Consider the following 20,355-nt stretch of genomic DNA (forward strand, 5'->3'; position numbering starts at 1 on the left):
TCATTGGCCGCCCATTGAAGAAAACACAAAAAGGGCGACCGATGATCGCCCCTACGAAAGCCACTCTTTAAAGGAGTGGTGGCAAAAAAATAAAAGGAGAAACACAATGAAAAGAGAAGATATAAACATACGTGATCCATTCATATTGCCGTATGAGGGCAAATATTACCTATACGGCTCACGCGGAAGTGAAGTGTGGGAGGACAACGCGACAGGGCTTGACGTATACGTCAGTGACGACCTTGAAAATTGGTCTGAACCAAAAGAGATATTTACGCGAACGGCAGATTTTTGGGCGGACAGACATTATTGGGCGCCCGAAGTCTATGCGTACAACGGCGCATTCTATATGTTTGCGTCATTCAAATCGGCGGACAGATGTCGCGGAACTATGGTGTTAAAGGCAGACAAGCCGGACGGCAAATTTACGGTACACAGTGAGGGTACAATTACACCGCCGGATTGGGAATCGCTTGACGGCACGTTATACATAAGCAAAAGCGGTAAGCCGTATATGATTTTCTGCCATGAATGGGTACAGGTAAATGACGGTGAAATGTGTGCGATTGAAATGAGTGCAGATTTAAAAAGAGCAGTCGGTGAACCGATTTTGTTGTTTAAAGCGAGTGAGGCGAGCTGGATTGCCGAGGCACAGAAAAACAAAGGTATATACGTTACGGACGGTCCGTTTCCGTACAGATGTGATGACGGTACGTTACTTTTGCTATGGTCAAGTATGGGCGAAGAAGGATATACAGAGGCTATTGCAGTGTCGGATAACGGCGACATAGACGGTAATTGGGTACAACGTGACGAACTGCTGTTTAAAAAAGACGGCGGACACGGTATGATTTTCAAAACGTTTGATGACAAATTATTGTTATTATTACATTCGCCGAACAAGCATCCGCTTGAACGTCCTGCGTATTTTGAACTTGAGGATAAAAACGGAATGTTGTATGTGAAATAGGGGAAAAGTGATGAAAAAAACAATATCTATAATTATAATTATTGCGATGTGTGCAATGTTTGCGTCTTGCGGCGGTGTGAAGAACGAAGTATCCGATACAGAACAGCCGACGCTCATGGATACAATGAGCCTTGAAGAAAAAGTCGGACAAATTCTGTTTGTGCGTTGCGTTGAGGACGAACAAACAGATGATTTAATGAGTATAAAACCGGGCGGAATATTGATGTTCGGACGTGACTTTGAGGGACTTACAAAAGACGAAGTAAAAGAAAAAATACAGAGTTATCAAGATAAAAGCGACATACCGCTTATAATCGGTGCGGACGAGGAGGGAGGAACGGTTGTAAGAGTAAGTTCAAACCCTAATCTTGCACCCGAAAAATTCAAGTCGCCGCAAGAGATTTACAATGAGGGCGGAATGGACGCAGTAGTTGAAAATGCAACGGAAAAATCGGAACTCCTTTTGAGCTTGGGAGTTAATATGAATCTTGCACCCGTTGCGGACGTTTCGACAAATCCGTCTGATTATATGTATGACAGAAGTCTTGGACAAAATGCGGAAGTTACGGCTGATTTCGTTTCAAAGACGGTAACGGCAATGAATAACGCAGGAATTATGAGCGTATTAAAGCATTTTCCCGGATATGGCGGTGTAGGCGGTGACAGTCATCAAGGCACTGTTTATGACGACAAAACTGCCGAGAGTATACGCGAAAACGACTTGCTTCCGTTTAAAGCCGGAATTGAGGCAGGTGCAAGCAGTGTGCTTGTGGCACATAATACGGTAAATGCACTTGACAGTGAAAACCCCGCGTCACTTTCGCCGACAATTCACAATATGCTCAGAGATGAGTGCGGTTTTGACGGTGTTATAATGACAGACGACATTGCTATGGGTGCAGTCGCAGATATGGAGAATGTATACGTTAAAGCGGTAAATGCGGGTAACGACTTACTTATAACGACCGATTATCAAACAGGTTATAATCAGATTTTAAATGCGGTTAAATGCGGTGAAATCAGTGAAGAGACACTAAACAGTGCAGTAGAGCGAGTGCTTAAGATGAAAGGGCAAATATAAAACAAAGGCTGTCGAAATCGACAGCCTTTTATAATGTCTGTAATTTATCAGCCTTTGATTAGGTTTTCGTAATCGTCCTCAGGCATTGGCTTTGCACAATAGAAACCTTGAATTGTATCGCAATGCATTTCTTTCAATAAATCGTATTGATTTTTTGTTTCAACACCCTCTGCCGTAACCGACATTTGAAGTGTATGTGCAAGCGATATTGTGCTCAAAACAATGGCCTTTGACTTATCGTCTGTTTCCAGTTTATCGACAAAACGTTTGTCAAGTTTAACGATGTCACAAGGCAGAAGATTAAGCATATTAAGTGAAGAATACCCGCTGCCGAAGTCATCAAGTAAAACTTTAATTCCGTGCTTTTTACATTGCTTTGTAAGCGAAATAAGCAAGCTTTCGTTTTCTGCAAGAATACTTTCGGTAAATTCAACTTCAATCAGATTTAGCGGTATTCCGTACTTTTCAACCGTCTTGATATGATCCTCAACAAAGTTTTCGTCCAATAACTGCAGGAGTGATACGTTTACCGATATTGGCGAAACGTCATAGCCCAAATCAAGCCATTTTCTGATTTTGGCACAAGTTTCTTCAAGCACATATTTGTCAAGCTTAATAATATCGCCGTTCTTTTCAAACAGCGGTATAAACATACCCGGTGAAATTATTGTTCCGTTAGGTTTTTGCCAACGTACAAGAGCTTCTGCACCGTCAAATTTGTTTGCGTTAATATTGAATTTAGGTTGGAAATAAACCTTAAATTCTTTGTTTTTAATAGCATCCTCAAAGCCGTTTTCAATCGTTTTCTGCATCATAATATCATTACGTTGCTTTGAAGAATATATTGCATATTGCGATTGTGAGGACTGTCCTTTCAAATGCTTTTGTGTTATTCTTGCACGATTAAGCATTGAATTTATCTTCATATCTCTGTCATCCACAAGATAAATTCCGACAGATACCGTCATATTATATACACCGCCTGCCGGACTGTATAATTTAAGCGAGTTAAAGAAATCTGCGCAAGCGTTATCTAACGACTTAGTATTGTCGTATGTGATTAATGCGACAAAGTGGTCGTCAAAAATTCTTGAACACAATTCTTTTGGCTCAAGTCGCTTATAAATGGCAGACCACAAAAATTTTAAAGCTCTGTCGCCTTCGTCATCACCGAAAAAGTCATTGATATATTGAAAATTGTTTATATCAAGGTTAATTAAAGCATAATTTTCATCTGGATTGTCTTTCAGTGTTTTCTCAGCCTCAAAAACAAATTTTGTATATGACATACCGCCTGTAAGACTGTCAACGTAAGCCATTTCCTCAAGCTGCTTTTGACTGGTGGTTTTTGCTTTGATTGCCGTATGCAATAGGTAGAAAAATACGATTGAGCAAAATACGATGAACAGGTAACAGCATATAAGAATTTGAGTTGTGTACTTTGTCACAACGTTTTTTGGCACAACGGTAAGTATGTACCAGTCGTTTATATTAAGCGGTGTATAATAAATGTATTTTTCAATGCCGTTAAGCATTATTATTCCGTCTGATTTACCTTCTTTTAAATCGGCTTGCATTTGCTGTATGGCACTGTCATTTTTGCTTGACGCTTGACTCATTTCATCAAACAGATTGTCGAATGTCAATCCGAATGAACCATTATGAGATGAACCGACAATTCTTTTTCCGTCGCTGTCAATGACGTAAGAATATCCTTTGTTTTCAAATGTAGGCGTTGAAATTGAATCTGCATATCGGGAAGTCAGATATGTAGAGAAAATTACGAATTTATTTTCGCCGTCTATTCTTATGGGTGTAGTGCATACAAGAAATGTAAAATCATTATATGAATCGCAAAAGAATTTAGTTTCTTCGCTGTTAAAAGCCTCTTTTGTATTAGGAAATTGAGATAAGTCGATTTCGACTCCGTTTATGTCGGTAAGCTTGCCGTCAGGTGTTATAATTCCTAAAAGATGCTGTTGATCATCGATTTGGCTATGCTTTAAAAATGTAAGAATATCGTCAAAAGAGGCATAACCCAATTTTTCTATATAAGATGCCGCATTTTCTATGATTTTTGCATCTCTTCCGAGTTCAAGACTGAAAATAGTCTGATTTTGGTGTGAAATTTCAGAAAGAGTAGAAATCGTTCGTTGATTTGCCGCATAGGTAATATAACTGGCATAGCTGATTATAACAATAGCAATAGTGACAAGCAGGGCAATTGGAAGTCTCAATCTTTTTGATATTGTTTTTTTATACATATATTCTGTGCCTCCCCAAAAAAGAAAATATGAATAATTAATTATAAGTATAATTATATTATCATAATAGGCAGAACAGTGCAATAATTTCAAATAAAAAAACACATATAAATGTGTTTTTTTGGGGATTTTACACTAATATATATCCGATAATGAGTCGATGTTTGTGCGGTCAAACATAATCGGGTCGCCGAGTATTATTTCGCTTGCATTGTCCTTGTCAGCGGTGATTGTCTTTTCGCCGAGTGAACCGGCGGTAAATGTTTCACCTATGCTGCCTGTTATTTCATTTTCGTCAAGGGCTTTAAGCGTGTAGGCGGTAAGGTAGCCGAGATCGGTCGTATTCCATATGTACAATCTGTCGCACGTTCCGTCTTTTATGTATTCGGATAATTCACTCGGAAAACCAAGTCCTATAAGATTTACATCCTTGCCGGATTCTTTAAGTGCTTTGGCGGCGGAACTCAAGCCTATTGTCGTAGGAACGATAATAGTTTTAATAGCGTCATTTTGCAAAAGATATTGTGTTTCCGTGTAAGATTTGGTTGCATCATCATCGCCGTAAGCTATTTCGATAAGAGGCATATTGCTGTATTTTTCGGGATTTTCTTCTATTTCGAGCTTTAGATAGCGTATCCATTGATTTTGATTCGGTGCACTGCCTGTGGAAGTTAAAATCGCAAAACCGCCTTCACCGTTTGAAACGTCATACGCACTCTTTATAAAATTTCGTCCGAGTACTTCCGGATCGGCTTGTTGAATATGCGTTTTTCGTGAAATTGAATTTACGGGTGCATCAACCGATATTACTTCAATGCCTGAATTCAGAGCCTCGGTAAGTGAAGATTCAAGTGCGTCGGCATCGTTGGCGGAAATGGCAATTCCGTCCACGTTATTATCTATAAGTTCGTTTATAATTTCAATTTGTTTGTCGGCAGTTGCGGAAGTAGGCGCTTTGTATATCGCTTCAATGCCTATTTCGTTGCAGGCACTTTCAAAACCCTCAAAAACTTTTTGGCTATACGGATTTTGTATATCTTTTCCGACAAAAGCATAGACGGTTTCATTTGCTGATTTCTCCGAAGGAGAAGGAGTCGATTCGCTCTGCGGAACAGAACACGCAGTAAGCAATGAAATGCTTATCGCCAATATAGAGGGAATTGAAATTAACTTTTTTATATATTTCTTCATAAGTGTTTCCTCCTCTAAGTCATACATTTTATATTAGTAATATTATACACCATAAAAACATAAAAATAAATATAAATATCAGTCAAAAATAACCAAAAAAAATCTTTTTTAAAAAAATAAAAATTTTTTTAAAAAAAGTGTTGACAAAGTAAAAAAGGTCTGCTATAATAGTCAATGTTGTTGGCCGACACAACAGGTCAGCGCAAATGGGAGTTTAGCTCAGCTGGGAGAGCGTCTGCCTTACAAGCAGGATGTCACAGGTTCGAGCCCTGTAACTCCCACCAAATACACTTTATGAAAATAAAGTGTTATGGCCCGGTAGTTCAGTTGGTTAGAACGCCAGCCTGTCACGCTGGAGGTCGTGAGTTCGAGCCTCATCCGGGTCGCCATATGCCTTTGTAGCTCAGTCGGTAGAGCAAGGGACTGAAAATCCCTGTGTCGGCGGTTCGATTCCACCCGAAGGCACCACTTCACAATTCTATGAATTGTGAAAAATGCGGGAGTGGCTCAGTGGTAGAGCGTCACCTTGCCAAGGTGAACGTCGCGAGTTCGAATCTCGTCTTCCGCTCCATTTACTACAAGACAAAAGACGCAAAAATATGCGTCTTTTGTTATTTGTATCCGGCGCCATAGCCAAGTGGTAAGGCAGAGGTCTGCAAAACCTTTATTCCCCAGTTCAAATCTGGGTGGCGCCTCCAATAAGGAAGATGCTGCGGCTTAAGAATATACTTAGGTCGCAGCATTTTTTATATAAAATTTGATTTTGGTATGGTGGTATGATATGAAAAAGATAAAGAAATTTTTTGCCATACTTTTGATATTAGCAATAGGAATAGCCGTGATTAATTCGCAGACAGACTTTTTCTTGAATTTCGGAAGTTATGTTCCGTATCTTAAAGAAAATTGTCCGGAGGTTACTGAGTCAGTTTCGGCATTGTCCGAACGGCTTTCGAGGGTGACGGATTATATTCCTACACCGTCCGAGCTTATGGCAATGATAAAACAGGAGGATTTACCTATTGATCCGTCAGATGTGGCGGTCAATGCGTATATACAGAACAGTCCTATGCTTTCGTTTTATCCGAACGAAAATATTTCTATGATTGCGGATTATGACAGAATACAGATATTCGGAATTGTCGGCTCAAGAAGTAAATCAAATTTGATTGCGGCATTTATCGATGAAAACGGTGAAACGCTTGAACAGGTTTCGATTACGGCAAATTCCGAAAATAGTTTCAATAAAACAATATCAATTCCGAAAACGGACGGCGCATCTGTCGGTGTTGACGTGTATACCGGTGATAGGCCTTACGGACAGTTTGAAAGCTGGGTGTATAATTATGTAAAACTTGTGCGTGACGGCAACGGCGGTTGGGTTATCGAACAGTCACCTGTGTTTGAACATAATAAGGCGATGTATGAAAAGGATAAGTCAATTAAAGAGGCGCTTAAATACACCGCGTCTATACAGTCAAACAGTGACAGTATAATCTCTATCGCCGAACAGCTTACGGCGGATAAAACGACAGACTATGAAAAAGTGCTTGCGTTGCACGATTGGATATGTTCTTATATGTATTATGACGTTGACAGCCTTGCAAGTGACGAGGCACCGCCGTATTACGCAACGGATATAGTAAAGAGCCGTAAGGCAGTGTGTCTTGGTTTTGCAACGCTTATGGCGTCGCTGTGCAGAAGTATTGATATACCGTGTAATGTCGTGTCGGGATACGCACTTGGTGTCGGTAATGATACCGCGTGGACAGACATAAGTATTGCAACTGACGAACAAAATCACGCATGGAATGAAGTTTACGTTGACGGCAGGTGGATGATTGTCGATACAACATGGGATTGTGCAAATAAAATCGAAAACGGTGAAATGAATAAGGGCGAAGTTTCACATTTGTATTTTGACGCAAATTTGCAGTTCTTCTCAAATAATCATAAAATATTGGAATACTCAAAAAGAAGATAATTTAACGTTCGTAGGGGCGATCATCGGTCGCCAGAGTGGCAGATAAGAGCGAAAAGAGAAAAGAGCCACCCCACAGACGGCTACGCCGCCAGCTCCCCTCAATGGGAGCCATACGAAAGCCTCTCCTTGAGGAAAGGTGTCACGAAGTGACGGAGTGGTGGCAAATCGAAAGGCAAGGTAAAGCCACCCCACAGACGGCTACGCCGCCGGCTCCCCTCAATGGGAGCTATACGAAAGCCTCTCCTTGAGGAGAGATGTCACGAAGTGACGGAGTGGTGGCAAATCGAAAGGCAAGGTAAAGCCACTCCACAGACGGCTACGCCGCCAGCTCCCCTCAATGGGAGCCATACGAAAGCCTCTCCTTGCGGAGAGGTGTCACGAAGTGACGGAGTGGTGGCAAATCGAAAGGCAAGGTAAAGCCACCTCACAGACGGCTACGCCGCCGGCTCCCCTCAATGGGAGCCATACGAAAAGCCTCTCCTTGAGGAGAGGTGTCACGAAGTGACGGAGTGGTGGCAAATCGAAAGGCAAGCCAAAAACATAACACAGGCTTGTCTGTTTTGGATATAATCAAAAACAAAGGGAAAAATAAAAGGCGAAACAATGAAAATAGGAAATTTTGAAACAGAAAACAACGTATTTCTTGCACCGATGGCGGGAGTAACTGATTTACCTTTCAGAAAAATATGCCGAAGATACGGTGCAGGACTTGTGTATTCGGAAATGGTGAGTGCGAAAGGACTGTACTACAACGATAAAAAAACCGCCGATTTAATGCGGATAGATGACGAAGAACGTCCTTGTGCGATACAAATATTCGGCTCTGACGCTGATATAATGGCGGAAGTGATACCGAAAGTTATGGCGGTAAAACCTGATATAATAGATATAAATATGGGCTGTCCCACACCTAAAATCGTAAACAACGGTGACGGCAGCGCATTGCTTAAGACACCCGAAAAAATAGGCGAGATAGTGCATAAAGTTTCTTCCGCGTCGCCTGTGCCTGTGACGGTAAAAATTCGTAAAGGTTGGGACGATGACAGTATAAATGCAGTTGAAGTTGCAAAGATTATAGAACAAGGCGGAGCGGCGGCGATTGCGATACACGGCAGAACGCGGGCAGAGTTTTACAGCGGAACGGCGGATTGGGATATAATAAAGAAAGTAAAAGAATCGGTTTCAATTCCGGTAATCGGCAACGGCGATATAAAATGTGCCGAGGATGCGAAAAGAATGATTGATATGACGGGTTGTGACGCGGTTATGATAGGCAGAGGCTGCGAGGGAAATCCGTTTATATTCAGACAGGTAAACGAATATCTGAAAAACGGCAAAGTGAACTTTGAACCGACTCCTCAGGACAGACTTGCACAAGCGTTGGAACATATTGAAATGCTTGTTGAAGAAAAGGGCGAAAGCCGCGGAATAAAAGAGGCGAGAAAGCATATTGCGTGGTATATCAAGGGACTTGCGGGTTCGTCGAGATTAAAGGGCGAAGTTTTCAAAATTAGTGATATTGCCACAATGCGAATATGCCTTACAGACTATATTAATCAATTATAATAAACTTTAAAATGACGTAAAAAAGGTCTTGAAAAAAACCGCAAAATTTGTTATAATTAATAAAATTAATACTAATGAGAGGAGTTATAAGAATGGAAGAAAAATTTTCTAAGGAAGGTCTTACATTTGATGATGTATTACTTGTACCGCAAGCATCTGATTTTACACCTAACGAAGTTGACTTAACAACAAAACTAACTAAAAACATAACGCTTAACATACCGCTGATGAGTTCGGCAATGGATACTGTTACAGAGTCGTCAATGGCTATTGCAATCGCACGAGAGGGCGGAATCGGAATAATTCATAAGAATATGACGATTGAACAGCAGGCTGCGGAAGTTGATAAAGTAAAGAGAAGTGAGAACGGCGTTATAGCCAATCCGTTCAGTCTTTCTGAAAACCATACGCTAAAAGACGCAGATGAGCTTATGGGTAAATATAAAATTTCAGGTGTTCCGATTTGTGATGACAATAACGTGCTTATCGGTATAATTACAAACCGTGACTTGAGATTTGAAACAGATTTTGCAAAGAAAATTAAAGACGCTATGACAAGCGAAAATCTTATAACTGCTCCTGTCGGAACAACTCTTTCAGAGGCACAGAAACTTCTTTCAAAGCACAAGATTGAGAAGTTGCCGATAGTTGATGAGAAAAATCACTTAAAAGGACTTATTACAATAAAGGATATTGAAAAAGCTATCCGTTATCCGAATTCTGCAAGAGATAAGAACGGCAGACTTTTGGTCGGTGCGGCAATCGGTGTTACAAACGATGCATTGGAAAGAGTTAAGGCTGTATATGATGCAGGTGTTGACGTTGTTGTACTTGACAGTGCACACGGTCACAGTAAGAATATCATAAATAAGGTTAAGGAAATCAAGGAGGCATTCCCTGATTTGGACTTAATCGCAGGAAATATCGCAACAGGTGAGGCGGCAGAGGCACTTATTAACGCAGGCGCAGACTGTGTTAAGGTCGGTATCGGTCCGGGTTCAATCTGTACAACCCGTGTCGTTGCAGGTATCGGTGTACCGCAGATTACTGCTGTATATGACGTAAGCCAAGTTGCAAAGAAGTACAATATCCCTGTTATCGCCGACGGCGGTGTTAAGTATTCGGGCGATGTTGTTAAGGCTGTTGCGGCAGGTGCGGACGTTATTATGCTTGGTAGCTTGCTTGCAGGCTGTGACGAAAGCCCTGGCGAATTTGAAATATTCCAAGGCAGACGTTTCAAGGTTTACAGAGGTATGGGTTCAATCGCAGCAATGGAATGTGGAAGTAAGGATAGATACTTCCAGACAGGTTCAAAGAAACTTGTTCCGGAGGGTGTTGAAGGTCGTGTACCTTATAAGGGCCCTGTTTCTGATACTATATTCCAAATACTCGGCGGTCTGCGTTCGGGTATGGGTTACTGCGGTACTAAGACAATTCCTCTACTAAAGGAAAACGGTAAGTTCGTAAGAATTACAGGTGCAGGTCTAAAGGAAAGCCATCCTCATGATATTTATATCACTAAAGAGGCTCCAAACTACAGCTATAATACACAAGGCTAATAAGAAATTTAAGGCAAGTCAACTTATGTGGCTTGCCTTTTTGTATGCCTAAAACAGCCCCATACCGCCGTATGTGGCGATAAGTGCGGCGAAAACGATTGAAACCATAGACAGAAGTTTAATCAATATATTAACGGACGGACCGGAAGTATCTTTAAACGGATCACCGACCGTATCGCCTACAACGGCGGCTTTATGATTTTCGCTGCCTTTACCACCGAAATTACCTGCCTCGATATATTTTTTCGCATTATCCCAAGCACCGCCCGAATTAGCCATCATTACAGCAAGTGCAAAACCGGATATTAAAGCACCTGCAAGCATACCGACAACACCGTTGCACCCAAGCACCAATCCGACAATTATCGGTGCAAGTATTCCGAGTGCGGCGGGGAAAATCATCTCTTTTAGCGAAGATTTTGTGCATATGTCAACGCACGTTTCATAATCAGCCTCTGCTTTTCCGTCAATCAATCCTTTTATCTCTTTAAACTGACGTCTTACTTCAACAACAATTTTTTGTGCCGCACGTCCGACAGCTCTCATAGTCATTGCACTGAACAAAAACGGCAGCATTGCCCCTGAAAATAAGCCTATAAGCACTGCGGGATTAGTGACGGAAAGATTAAGTTCAATTCCCATTTCGGTTATTTTATCGGTGTATGAAACTATCAGTGCAAGCGCGGTCAGTGCCGCCGAGCCTATTGCAAAACCTTTGCCTGTTGCGGCGGTCGTGTTGCCGAGTGAATCGAGTGCGTCCGTTCTTTCACGCACTATATCGGGAAGTCCTGACATCTCCGCAATACCTCCTGCGTTGTCGGCAACAGGTCCGTATGCATCTGTCGCAAGCGTTATGCCGAGTGTTGAAAGCATACCGACTGCCGACAAACCAACTCCGTAAAGTCCGTCCTCAAAGCTTGCCATACCTCCTGCGGTAAAGTAGCTTATAATTACCGAAATTCCGATTATAATAACAGGTATCGCCGTTGACGACATTCCCAGTGCGATACCGTCTATTATGATTGTCGCCGAGCCTGTATTTGAAGATTTTGCGAGGTTTTTTGTAGGATTGTAAGAGTCTGACGTGTAATACTCTGTGAAATATCCTATCATCACGCCTGCGATAAGTCCCGAAATAACCGCCCAAATTACATTTGAATTGTCGGGAAGTAATGTGAAAATAAGAAATGCCGAGCCGACTGCCGACAGAATTGACGCAATGTATGTACCGCGTCTTAATGAGCCTAAAAGCGATTTTTGCGTTGCACCTTCCTTTGTCGAAACGAAAAATGTGCCGATAATAGACGCAATTATGCCGATTGCGGCGATAAGCATCGGCACAAGTACACCGTTAAAGCCAAGCCCTGCCGCCGATGCAAGCGCTCCGCACGAAATAATCGAGCCGACATACGATTCATACAAATCAGCACCCATTCCTGCAACGTCACCGACATTGTCGCCGACATTATCGGCAATGCAGGCAGGATTACGCGGATCGTCCTCAGGTATACCGACTTCGACTTTGCCGACTAAATCCGCTCCGACATCAGCCGCTTTTGTGAATATTCCGCCACCCACGCGTGCAAACAGTGCCATTGAACTTGCACCCATACCGAATGTGAGCATAGCTGTCATAACGTCATTTATGTTGAGTTTGAACACGAATTTCAAAAGAATAAACCACACACTTATATCGAAAAGTCCTAAACCGACAACGGTAAGCCCCATAACAGAGCCTGACGCAAACGCGATTTTTAAACCCTTGTTAAGTCCGTCACGAACACCGTTCGCGGTGCGTGTGTTGGCATATGTGGCGATATTCATTCCCACATATCCCGATAATCCCGAAAAAAATCCGCCTGTCAAAAATGCAAACGGCACAAACGGACTTAGAAATCTTTTCGCCGCAAGTACGGTCAAAATGAAAAACATAATCGCAAAAAATATGCCGACCGTTTTGTATTGCCGTTTAAGATATGCCATTGCACCTTTGCGTATTTTGACGCTGATGCTTTTCATCATATCCGTACCTTCGCTTTTTCGCTTTACGGAGTAAAATTTGATGAATGAAAATAACAGTGCGGTAAGTGAACAGACAAGAACTATTATCGGTGCAGCAGTTTCAAAGCTTTCCATACGGATACCCCCTTTTGTTTATATTTATTCCGCTTTGTAATATTTGATTACAAAAAAATCGGACGATTGTAATCGCCCGATTTAGATAGTAAACAAAACCGTTAAGGTTTTGTTTACTTTGTTATTGGGAGTTTGAGGTGCTAACCTCATTAAAAATCATTTCTGGCGACATGTGCGACAGAAATGGCATAAAATCTAAAGTTTCGACGTTTGAGGAACTTTATGATTTTTTTATTTCTGTACAGTAAATATTGTAACGCTCTGTGGCGGGAATGTGTATTCAAATGTATTTGATACGGCGGTTAAAGCTGATGTTTTCGGCGATACCTTTTTCGGATTGTCGAAATCATTCATATCATTAAGCGAATTGCCGGAAAGTTCCGTTATGTTTGCGTTAATGCCGTTTACGCCCTCAACGCATATTTCAGATGTTATTTCAGTGTCACGCACATTGACCGCTTTAATATAAATGTTGTTATCGTCACTGCTTGCGGTGTAGTACAATTCCTCCATAACAGGCTGTTTGTCGATTGCAGTGTTTGCGGTTTTGCCGTTTATATATGTAGTAATATTTCTGCCGTTGACTTCAAGGCAAAGCTTGTATTCCTGTCCTGTCATTACGGAGAAAATGTTGTGGTCAAGGCACGAACCGCGTCCGTTTACTTGTGCGTTGACTTCTGTGTCTTGATTTTGCCAACCGCCGATAAACCATTGAATTAAGTTTTTATCGTCCGACTTGCCGAAGAACAGGCGGAAACCTTTGTCGCCTGCTGTGCGTTTAGCGGTAGATTCGACTTTGTAATGATTTGAGTCTATGCTGTCTATAACGGCTTTACCGCCATTGTTAAATGATAGGTTGTCGTATGTTTTTACATTGCCTGTTGTGATGTCGGTGATTTTAATATCGTAAAATTCCGCACTGCATCTGTCAGCTTCAATCTCAATATTACCGCTGATTTTGTCACTGCCAAGAGTGATAGGCTTGTCAAAACCGTCGTGCTTTACGTCAAGCAGATTGTTGCCTGTGCAGTTCATAAACATTTTTTGTACATAGTAATTTGCACTGCCGTATACTCTGTGATTGTCAAACCAAATCATATCGGGCTGCCAGTTTATGTAGTCAACATTGCATAAAAGTGGTGCATAGCATACAAGACCGATTGCGTGTGCGTTGTTTTCAAGTCCTGTCATATATGCCGCCTCGATAAGTGCGTTGTAATATGTGTTGCCCCATGACGCGTATTCGCCTAAGAATACTTTCGGACCGTCTGACGGCATATTGTCGTAACGGTGGCAGTTGGCAAGCATCCATTCGGGTGATGTGTAGTAATGCTCGTCAACAAGGTCAGAGCCGTTCTTTTTTGCGTTGTTCCAACCGCGTTCAAATTCACCGCCCTGCGGGAAAGGCCCTGCGGAATTGATTATTTTTATTTGCGGATATTTCTCTTTTATGGCTTTGTGGAAAAGGTCATATCTGTCCCAAAAGCCCTGACCGACTTCTTCGTTGCCGACTGCAAGATATTCAAGATTGAACGGCTCGGCGTGTCCCATATCACATCTTATTTTGCCCCACTTCGTGTCGGCATTGCCGTTGGCAAATTCGATAAGGTCAAGCGCGTCATCAATCCATTCCTGCATTTCGTCAAGCGGAACGGCTTGCTCCATATGCGGATTATATCCGGCAGGAAGTACAGGCAGAGGCTTTGCACCGATGTCCTCACAGAATTGGAAGTATTCAAAATATCCGAGTCCCAACGATTGATTGTATCGCCAGTTGTTACGTCGTGACGGTCTGTCGGTTACAGCACCGATTGTGTTTTTCCAACGGTACATTGAGTTTCTGTCGTCGGAATTAAGTGTGCCGTCGTGGATAAGACAACCGCCTGGAAAACGCATAAATTTAGGTTTTAGGTCCGCAAGCATTTCGGCTATGTCGTTTCTCATACCGTTTTTACGGTTTTTGTAGGTTTTTACGGGGAATAACGATACAAAATCAAGACAGAATTTACATTCTTGCTTTGATGTGACTGCAAGCACTGCCGAAAAATCGTCAACAGGTGATGTTAATGTAAATGAATACTCCGTCCATTCGTTTGACGTGATGTTAAGCGACTTTTCTGTAATGACTTCACCGTATGCGTTGTCTATTGAAACTGTTATTTCACAAGGCTTGTCACTTTTTGCGTAGCATGAAAAATTGTAGCTTTCATTTTCCTTTACCGCAATACCGCTGTTGTAGCCGAGATTTTTTATGCCGGCTCTTGTGCCTGTTTTATTAATTTCAAGAATAAGATAATTTGGATTTCGCTTTGAAAACGGTGATTTGTTTGATACAAATGACGATACCGACGCACCGCCCTCTTCAATACGTTTCCAAGCCGTCAACGCCTGATATGACGGATTGTCCATAGGTGAAAATTCAAACGCCCTGTTGCGTATCATTTCACCGTAAAGTCCGCCGTCGGCGGCATGGTTTATGTCTTCAAAAAATATACCGTAAAAATCGGACATAGACGCTTTTTTGTTTGTGGTTACTGTGATTTTATTCATGTTTTAATTCCTTTCGTGATACTTCTAAACTTTTCATATTATATCATAATCCAAATAGAAATGTTTGCAATTTTCAGACTTTAATTTAAAATAATCGGTAAAAGTAACACTTTTCGGTGAGTTTCATATTCTATACCAAGGGAAAACCCCAAAAACATAGAAAGGAATGATAATAAATGGCTGATTGTAACAGAAATTGCTGTAATGACTGCGGAAGAGAAAGAAAATATCCTTGTGATACAAATTTCCGTGAAGCAGTGTGTGTACATACTGATAAGATATATGACAGTTGCAGGGATAAAGATTGCTTGGAAAATGTACGCGTGTACTTGACTTCGTGCGGTCAGGATATTGTGGACAGAGCAATAAACGTTAAATGCACAAAAGCCGAAGTGATTTGGGTGTTTACGGATATTGAGGCTGTGCCGTTTAACAGAGGTTTTTATTCGGTTGATTTGAAGTATTTCTTTAAAGTAACTTTAGCAGTATTTACAGGAGTGGGCCGTCCCACAGAAGTTGAGGGTCTTGCGACTTTTGATAAAAAAGTTATACTTTTCGGTTCGGAAGGTAATGCAAAAGTGTTTGAGTCGAAGTATAAAGAGGACGCTTTTGACCCGCAGCTTTGGAGAAAAACAAATATGCCGCATGCAGTGGTAGAGGTGGCGGACTGCAAAATGGCAGGTAAAAATACAAAGGATATAACGGTGAAACAATGCGTATATACTGTTGAAAAAAGTACAATGGAACCTGTGGTATAAATTTGAAGAACGGTTTAAACGAAAAATTTAAACCGTTTTTTATTTTGTGGAATATATTGACAACTGTTGTCGAAAATGATATAATATTTTTAATTATTATTATATAATTTTGTATATCTGTAATAAAAACTTAAATCTGTTAAGCGAAAGGATGAGGGGAATGAATTCAAGGAACAAATTAATCGCTGTTTGCGTTATATGTGCGGCAGTTGCATTGCTGTCTGTCGGCGGAGTTGTTTTTGCATATCAAAAGTATGCGTCAACATTCAATAATGCAAGCAACGGAAATGTAAGTTTAAACAGCATTAATGAAGGTATGTCATATACAATTTTAGATGACGGTACGAATGTTTATGAAAATCCCGATAAAGGCTCGGCAGTGCTTATGCAGACAAAAGCAAATGAAACGGTAAGCTTTTTGGCACTTGCACATGGCGGTTTTTATAAGATAAGAGTAAACGGAGTGGACGGATATGTGTTGTGTGACAAGGTTGTCGATAAAACTCTTGCAACACCGGCACCGACAGAAAATCCGACAAAGGTTATGTACATTGTAAATGCGAATGAAAGTGTAACATTGAGGAAAACTCCGGACCAAAACGGTGAACAGATTACCACAATTCCGCTTGGCACGCAGGTTGAATTTGTAAAAAAGGAAAATGATGATTTTTCAAAAATTAAGTATGGCGGACAAGAAGGCTTTGTAATGACAAAGTATCTTACGGAAGACGCGAATATTGCAATTCAACAGGCAGGCAATAAAAATGCCAAACCTGCTGAACCGGTGCAACATGCGACAGGCTCGTCCGATGTATCGGTTAAATTCACAATGTATGTTTTTAATGTACAGAACTCAATATATTTAAGAAAGTATGCGGAAGAAAATTCGGAAAATATCTGTACAATCCCTTGGGGTGAACCTGTAGGATATATTGAGGATGTTACAAACGGTTTCTACAAAATAAAATACAAGGGACAAATCGGTTATGCCAAAGCGGAATATTTGACATCAACAGATCCTCATGTCTACACAGGTGGAAATCCGATTTATCATATTTCAGGAGTGCAAAATTCGGTGTATTTAAGAAAAACACCGTCAGAGCCGGCGGAATACATTTGTGAAATTCCTGTCGGAGCGGCAGTTGAATATCTCGGCTCGTACAACGGATATGATAAGGTTAATTATAACGGTATGGTCGGATATGTGACAAGTGCATACGTCAGATAGGGGGATAATGATATGAACAGAGAAGATTATAATTTTGATCCAATGACCGGTGAAAAAGTTATTAAAGATGACTATAATTTTGATCCAATGACCGGCGAAAAAATTATTAAAGATGACTATAACTTTGATCCAATGACCGGTGAAAAAATTGTAAAAACCAATGAACAATCTCAACAATTTAATTCTGAGGGGTATCAGCCAAACAATAAAATCGCTATTGTTGTAATTGTGGTTGTAACGGTTATATTTTTGGCGGTTGCGTCAGGCTTTGCGGGATACTTTTTGGTAAGCGGACACAACCAAGGACAAAAACCTGCCAATCCGATTTTGACGTCGGAGGCGATAAAGTGGTCGGCGGTAAAGCTGAATGACGGTGAAATACCAAATACATATGAAAATAATATGCCGTCGGCTGAGATAAAAGGCGTCGGAACGAAATCAAGCATAATCAATAAATTGAGAGAAAATACAGATAAAAGTCTTGGTTCACTTCAGGTTTCAGAGATTGACGGCGGTGTAAAGTATTATACTCTCGAAGATCAAATTCTGAGAATAGATATTCCGTCAGGTGTAAACGGTTTTAAGTATAATCGAATTTATTATTTTAATAATGATGTATTGTATTTTGGACTTGTTTATTCGGCGGCAAATCAAAACAATTTGTATTTTTATCAAGGCGAAATGTACAGATATATAAATGAAAAGGGCGAAATGAAACAAAATGAGTTTAAAGATGATGTCTTTAAAACTTTAGGAAATTTTGCTCTTAACGAGGCATATTCTTTTTATGATTATAAGACAGGTGTAAAGAACGACAGAAGATAAAATGTGAAACAGGTAAGTCTATTTTAAATAAGGCTTACCTGTATATTTTTTTATTAAAGCAGTAGAAAATATTATAGCGTTCTGATATAATTATTATAAAAGAACGTGATATTATTGCGTTTAAGGGAGGGATAAATATGAAAAACTATGGGAAATTAATATCAGTAATTGCGGTGCTGATAGGTTTGTTTGTTATGTCGGTGAGTGTTTCGGCGGCAGACTTGGCAATTATTGTAGTGGATGGCAAAGCAGTTGTCGGAAACGGCACGTCGGGTGTTGCGATTGTTGCATCGTATGACGAGGACGGAAAACTTACAAAGGTTGTGAAAGAGTATGTGACGGAAAGCAGCAGTACGGTGCTTAATGTAAAAAACGGCGACAAGGTTATGTATTGGGACGGATTAGAAACAATGAACCCGCTTTCAGATGCCGTTACGGTAACAGATGTCATTTCGGACGAAGATAAAGAAACCATATATGAGGCGGCGGTCGATAAAGCACTTCGTGAGGCTCTCGGCAAAAATAAGGGCAAGGATATGACGGAACTTCAAAAAGCATTGGCACTTCACGACTGGCTTGTGATGAATTGTCAGTATGATGTGACGACATCAAGACCGAATGCACACACTGCGTACGGTGCGATTGTAGAGGGTTATGCCGTTTGTGACGGTTATGCTAATGCATATAACGACCTACTTGGCAGAGTCGGAGTGACGGCAACGTATGTGTTGGGAAGAAAACCGCTACATTTGGGTGAGGATCCGCAACTTCATGCTTGGAGCTGCGTTACAATCGGCGGAAAAAAATATCATGTTGATGTTACGGCAGATGACCCTGTTCCCGATTTGCTGGGCACAGTGAGTCGTGGGTACTTTTTAGTAAGTGATACTGTATTGAACAGAGCAGGATATGTAGATTATGCTACGCATTGTACGGATACGACTTATGAAAAATATGATATGTTTACCGGTTTTTATATGCAATTTATATGGAATGATGATATTCAGAAATTCTACTATATTGATATGGACAAAGTGAAAACTACTTCTGATTTTACAGAAACACTTATACCTTCATCAGAAGAAAACGGAGCGAAACCGACAAGCTATATTATAACTGAGGACAGCAAATATATTTGTTTCTTTAGACCGAGCTTTGTAACGAGTCAATCCACAGTGTATCTTTATAGCTTTGAAACCAATAAATATTATACATATGCAATCAAGAATATTAAAGATGTTGTTTTCTGTCGACTAAGGCAAAACGGAAATAACATTGAGGTTGTAAGAGATTATTATGAAAACGATATGCCGGTGGGTGTGATTGTGGTAAAGACTATTCCGCTTCCGACTGATATAAAGGAACGCAATGTTACATTTGACTCAAATTACAGCGGCGGAAACACGACAAGTAGCAAATATATCAGCAATTATTGGACAGATGGCGACGGTTCGTTTGACGAGCTGACAAGAGATGGTTTGGTGTTTGGCGGTTGGTACACCGAAAAAGTCGGCGGAACAAAAGTTGAAAACTTTGAAGAAATTTCAGGCGATGATGTGACGCTTTATGCTCATTGGTGGGGTGCTTGGAGCATATCTGAAGACCCGACATTGACCGAAAGCGGAAAAATTATTCGTTCGCTTGAGGGTTATCCGAACGTAACGGAAGAAAAAACAATCCCAAATTTATCGGACGAATCGGTGTGGACAAAAAAGTATACAAAACCGTCGACAATGACAGAAGAAGGATATGAGCTATATACCTCTGAATATGGTAATGTGAAGATTACATTGCCGAAGAAAGATTGGGAGTATGGTATTACTTATAAAGACGGCAGTGTTTATATTACCGTTACGGAAGAAGCTTCTTATATAGTCAGATTTAAGTGCGGAGATAATGTCGGAGACAGAAAGGTAATCACAAACGGTGCAGGCGAATATAGAGTGATGAATCCAAAGGATTTTACACCGAGCGGAACTGTTACGGCAACTCTGTATGACATCGAAATGAATGAACTTGCCACGGTTGAATATGAAGTGGAATAAGATTTTGAACGGTTTAAACGAGATGTTTAAACCGTTTTTTTTTGTATGCATAAAGATATATTCTGTGGAATATATTGACATATTTTATCGAAAATGATATAATAAATTCAATTATCACTACATAATTTTGTATATTTGGAATAAAAGCTGAAAATCTACAAAGCGAAAGGATGAGGAAAATAAATTTAAAGAATAAATTAT

13 protein-coding genes and 5 tRNA genes are annotated in these 20,355 nt (G+C 40.7%); 14 read left to right on the forward strand and 4 right to left on the reverse strand.

Annotation, left to right across the window (positions count from 1 at the left end):
- Positions 1 to 106 precede the first annotated feature (106 nt).
- Positions 107 to 970, forward strand: coding sequence for a glycoside hydrolase family 43 protein (locus tag LKE05_RS04180; RefSeq protein ID WP_308456026.1), 864 nt, complete (start codon positions 107 to 109; stop codon positions 968 to 970).
- Positions 971 to 980: 10 nt separating this feature from the next.
- On the forward strand, positions 981 to 2,051 hold the full coding sequence (locus tag LKE05_RS04185) for a glycoside hydrolase family 3 N-terminal domain-containing protein (protein ID WP_308456027.1): 1,071 nt from the start codon (positions 981 to 983) through the stop codon (positions 2,049 to 2,051).
- A gap of 47 nt (positions 2,052 to 2,098) precedes the next feature.
- On the opposite strand, the gene LKE05_RS04190 is transcribed toward LKE05_RS04185, so the two are convergent.
- Both LKE05_RS04190 and LKE05_RS04195 read right to left on the reverse strand, forming a co-directional pair.
- Positions 2,099 to 4,315: a bifunctional diguanylate cyclase/phosphodiesterase gene (locus LKE05_RS04190; protein ID WP_308456028.1), complete on the reverse strand. Its 2,217-nt coding sequence runs from the start codon at positions 4,313 to 4,315 to the stop codon at positions 2,099 to 2,101.
- 135 nt (positions 4,316 to 4,450) lie between these two features.
- Positions 4,451 to 5,506, reverse strand: a complete 1,056-nt coding sequence (locus LKE05_RS04195; protein ID WP_308456029.1) for a substrate-binding domain-containing protein — start codon at positions 5,504 to 5,506, stop codon at positions 4,451 to 4,453.
- 208 nt (positions 5,507 to 5,714) lie between these two features.
- Here LKE05_RS04195 and LKE05_RS04200 point away from each other — a divergent pair.
- The 8 genes from LKE05_RS04200 to guaB all read left to right on the forward strand — a co-directional run bounded on the left by LKE05_RS04200 (position 5,715) and on the right by guaB (position 10,612).
- A tRNA-Val gene (locus LKE05_RS04200) sits at positions 5,715 to 5,790 on the forward strand.
- A 28-nt stretch (positions 5,791 to 5,818) separates the two neighbouring features.
- Positions 5,819 to 5,895 (forward strand) — tRNA-Asp (locus LKE05_RS04205).
- Positions 5,896 to 5,898: 3 nt separating this feature from the next.
- Positions 5,899 to 5,974: transfer RNA gene (locus tag LKE05_RS04210), tRNA-Phe, on the forward strand.
- A 28-nt stretch (positions 5,975 to 6,002) separates the two neighbouring features.
- Positions 6,003 to 6,077: transfer RNA gene (locus LKE05_RS04215), tRNA-Gly, on the forward strand.
- Between the two features lie 52 nt (positions 6,078 to 6,129).
- Positions 6,130 to 6,204: transfer RNA gene (locus tag LKE05_RS04220), tRNA-Cys, on the forward strand.
- An 83-nt stretch (positions 6,205 to 6,287) separates the two neighbouring features.
- Positions 6,288 to 7,487 carry a transglutaminase domain-containing protein gene (locus tag LKE05_RS04225; protein ID WP_308456030.1) on the forward strand — a complete coding sequence of 400 codons (1,200 nt, stop codon included), beginning with the start codon at positions 6,288 to 6,290 and terminating at the stop codon, positions 7,485 to 7,487.
- Between the two features lie 603 nt (positions 7,488 to 8,090).
- Positions 8,091 to 9,053, forward strand: a complete 963-nt coding sequence (gene dusB / locus LKE05_RS04230; RefSeq protein WP_147514283.1) for a tRNA dihydrouridine synthase DusB — start codon at positions 8,091 to 8,093, stop codon at positions 9,051 to 9,053.
- Positions 9,054 to 9,145: 92 nt separating this feature from the next.
- Positions 9,146 to 10,612, forward strand: coding sequence for an IMP dehydrogenase (gene guaB / locus LKE05_RS04235; RefSeq protein WP_308456031.1), 1,467 nt, complete (start codon positions 9,146 to 9,148; stop codon positions 10,610 to 10,612).
- 48 nt (positions 10,613 to 10,660) lie between these two features.
- On the opposite strand, the gene LKE05_RS04240 is transcribed toward guaB, so the two are convergent.
- Together LKE05_RS04240 and LKE05_RS04245 are read right to left on the reverse strand one after the other, a co-directional pair.
- Positions 10,661 to 12,748, reverse strand: a complete 2,088-nt coding sequence (locus LKE05_RS04240; protein WP_308456032.1) for a sodium-translocating pyrophosphatase — start codon at positions 12,746 to 12,748, stop codon at positions 10,661 to 10,663.
- A gap of 231 nt (positions 12,749 to 12,979) precedes the next feature.
- Entirely contained in the window at positions 12,980 to 15,298 is a 2,319-nt protein-coding gene (locus tag LKE05_RS04245) for an alpha-L-arabinofuranosidase family protein (RefSeq protein ID WP_308456033.1), read from the reverse strand.
- Positions 15,299 to 15,474: 176 nt separating this feature from the next.
- On the opposite strand from LKE05_RS04245, the gene LKE05_RS04250 reads away from it, so the two are divergent.
- The 4 genes from LKE05_RS04250 (at position 15,475) to LKE05_RS04265 (ending at position 20,154) form a co-directional block, all read left to right on the forward strand.
- On the forward strand, positions 15,475 to 16,056 hold the full coding sequence (locus LKE05_RS04250; RefSeq protein WP_308456034.1) for a hypothetical protein: 582 nt from the start codon (positions 15,475 to 15,477) through the stop codon (positions 16,054 to 16,056).
- A gap of 160 nt (positions 16,057 to 16,216) precedes the next feature.
- The gene (locus tag LKE05_RS04255; RefSeq protein ID WP_308456035.1) at positions 16,217 to 17,284 is read left to right on the forward strand and encodes an SH3 domain-containing protein; all 1,068 of its coding nucleotides are present in this window, start codon (positions 16,217 to 16,219) and stop codon (positions 17,282 to 17,284) included.
- 12 nt (positions 17,285 to 17,296) lie between these two features.
- Positions 17,297 to 18,109 (forward strand): hypothetical protein, encoded by an 813-nt coding sequence (locus LKE05_RS04260; protein WP_308456036.1) that lies wholly within the window; start codon positions 17,297 to 17,299, stop codon positions 18,107 to 18,109.
- A gap of 137 nt (positions 18,110 to 18,246) precedes the next feature.
- Positions 18,247 to 20,154: a transglutaminase domain-containing protein gene (locus tag LKE05_RS04265; protein ID WP_308456037.1), complete on the forward strand. Its 1,908-nt coding sequence runs from the start codon at positions 18,247 to 18,249 to the stop codon at positions 20,152 to 20,154.
- The last annotated feature ends 201 nt before the right edge of the window (positions 20,155 to 20,355 follow it).

Origin of the sequence: Hominilimicola fabiformis, assembly GCF_020687385.1 — a bacterium.
Classification (GTDB): Bacteria; Bacillota; Clostridia; order UBA1381; family UBA1381; genus Hominilimicola; species Hominilimicola fabiformis.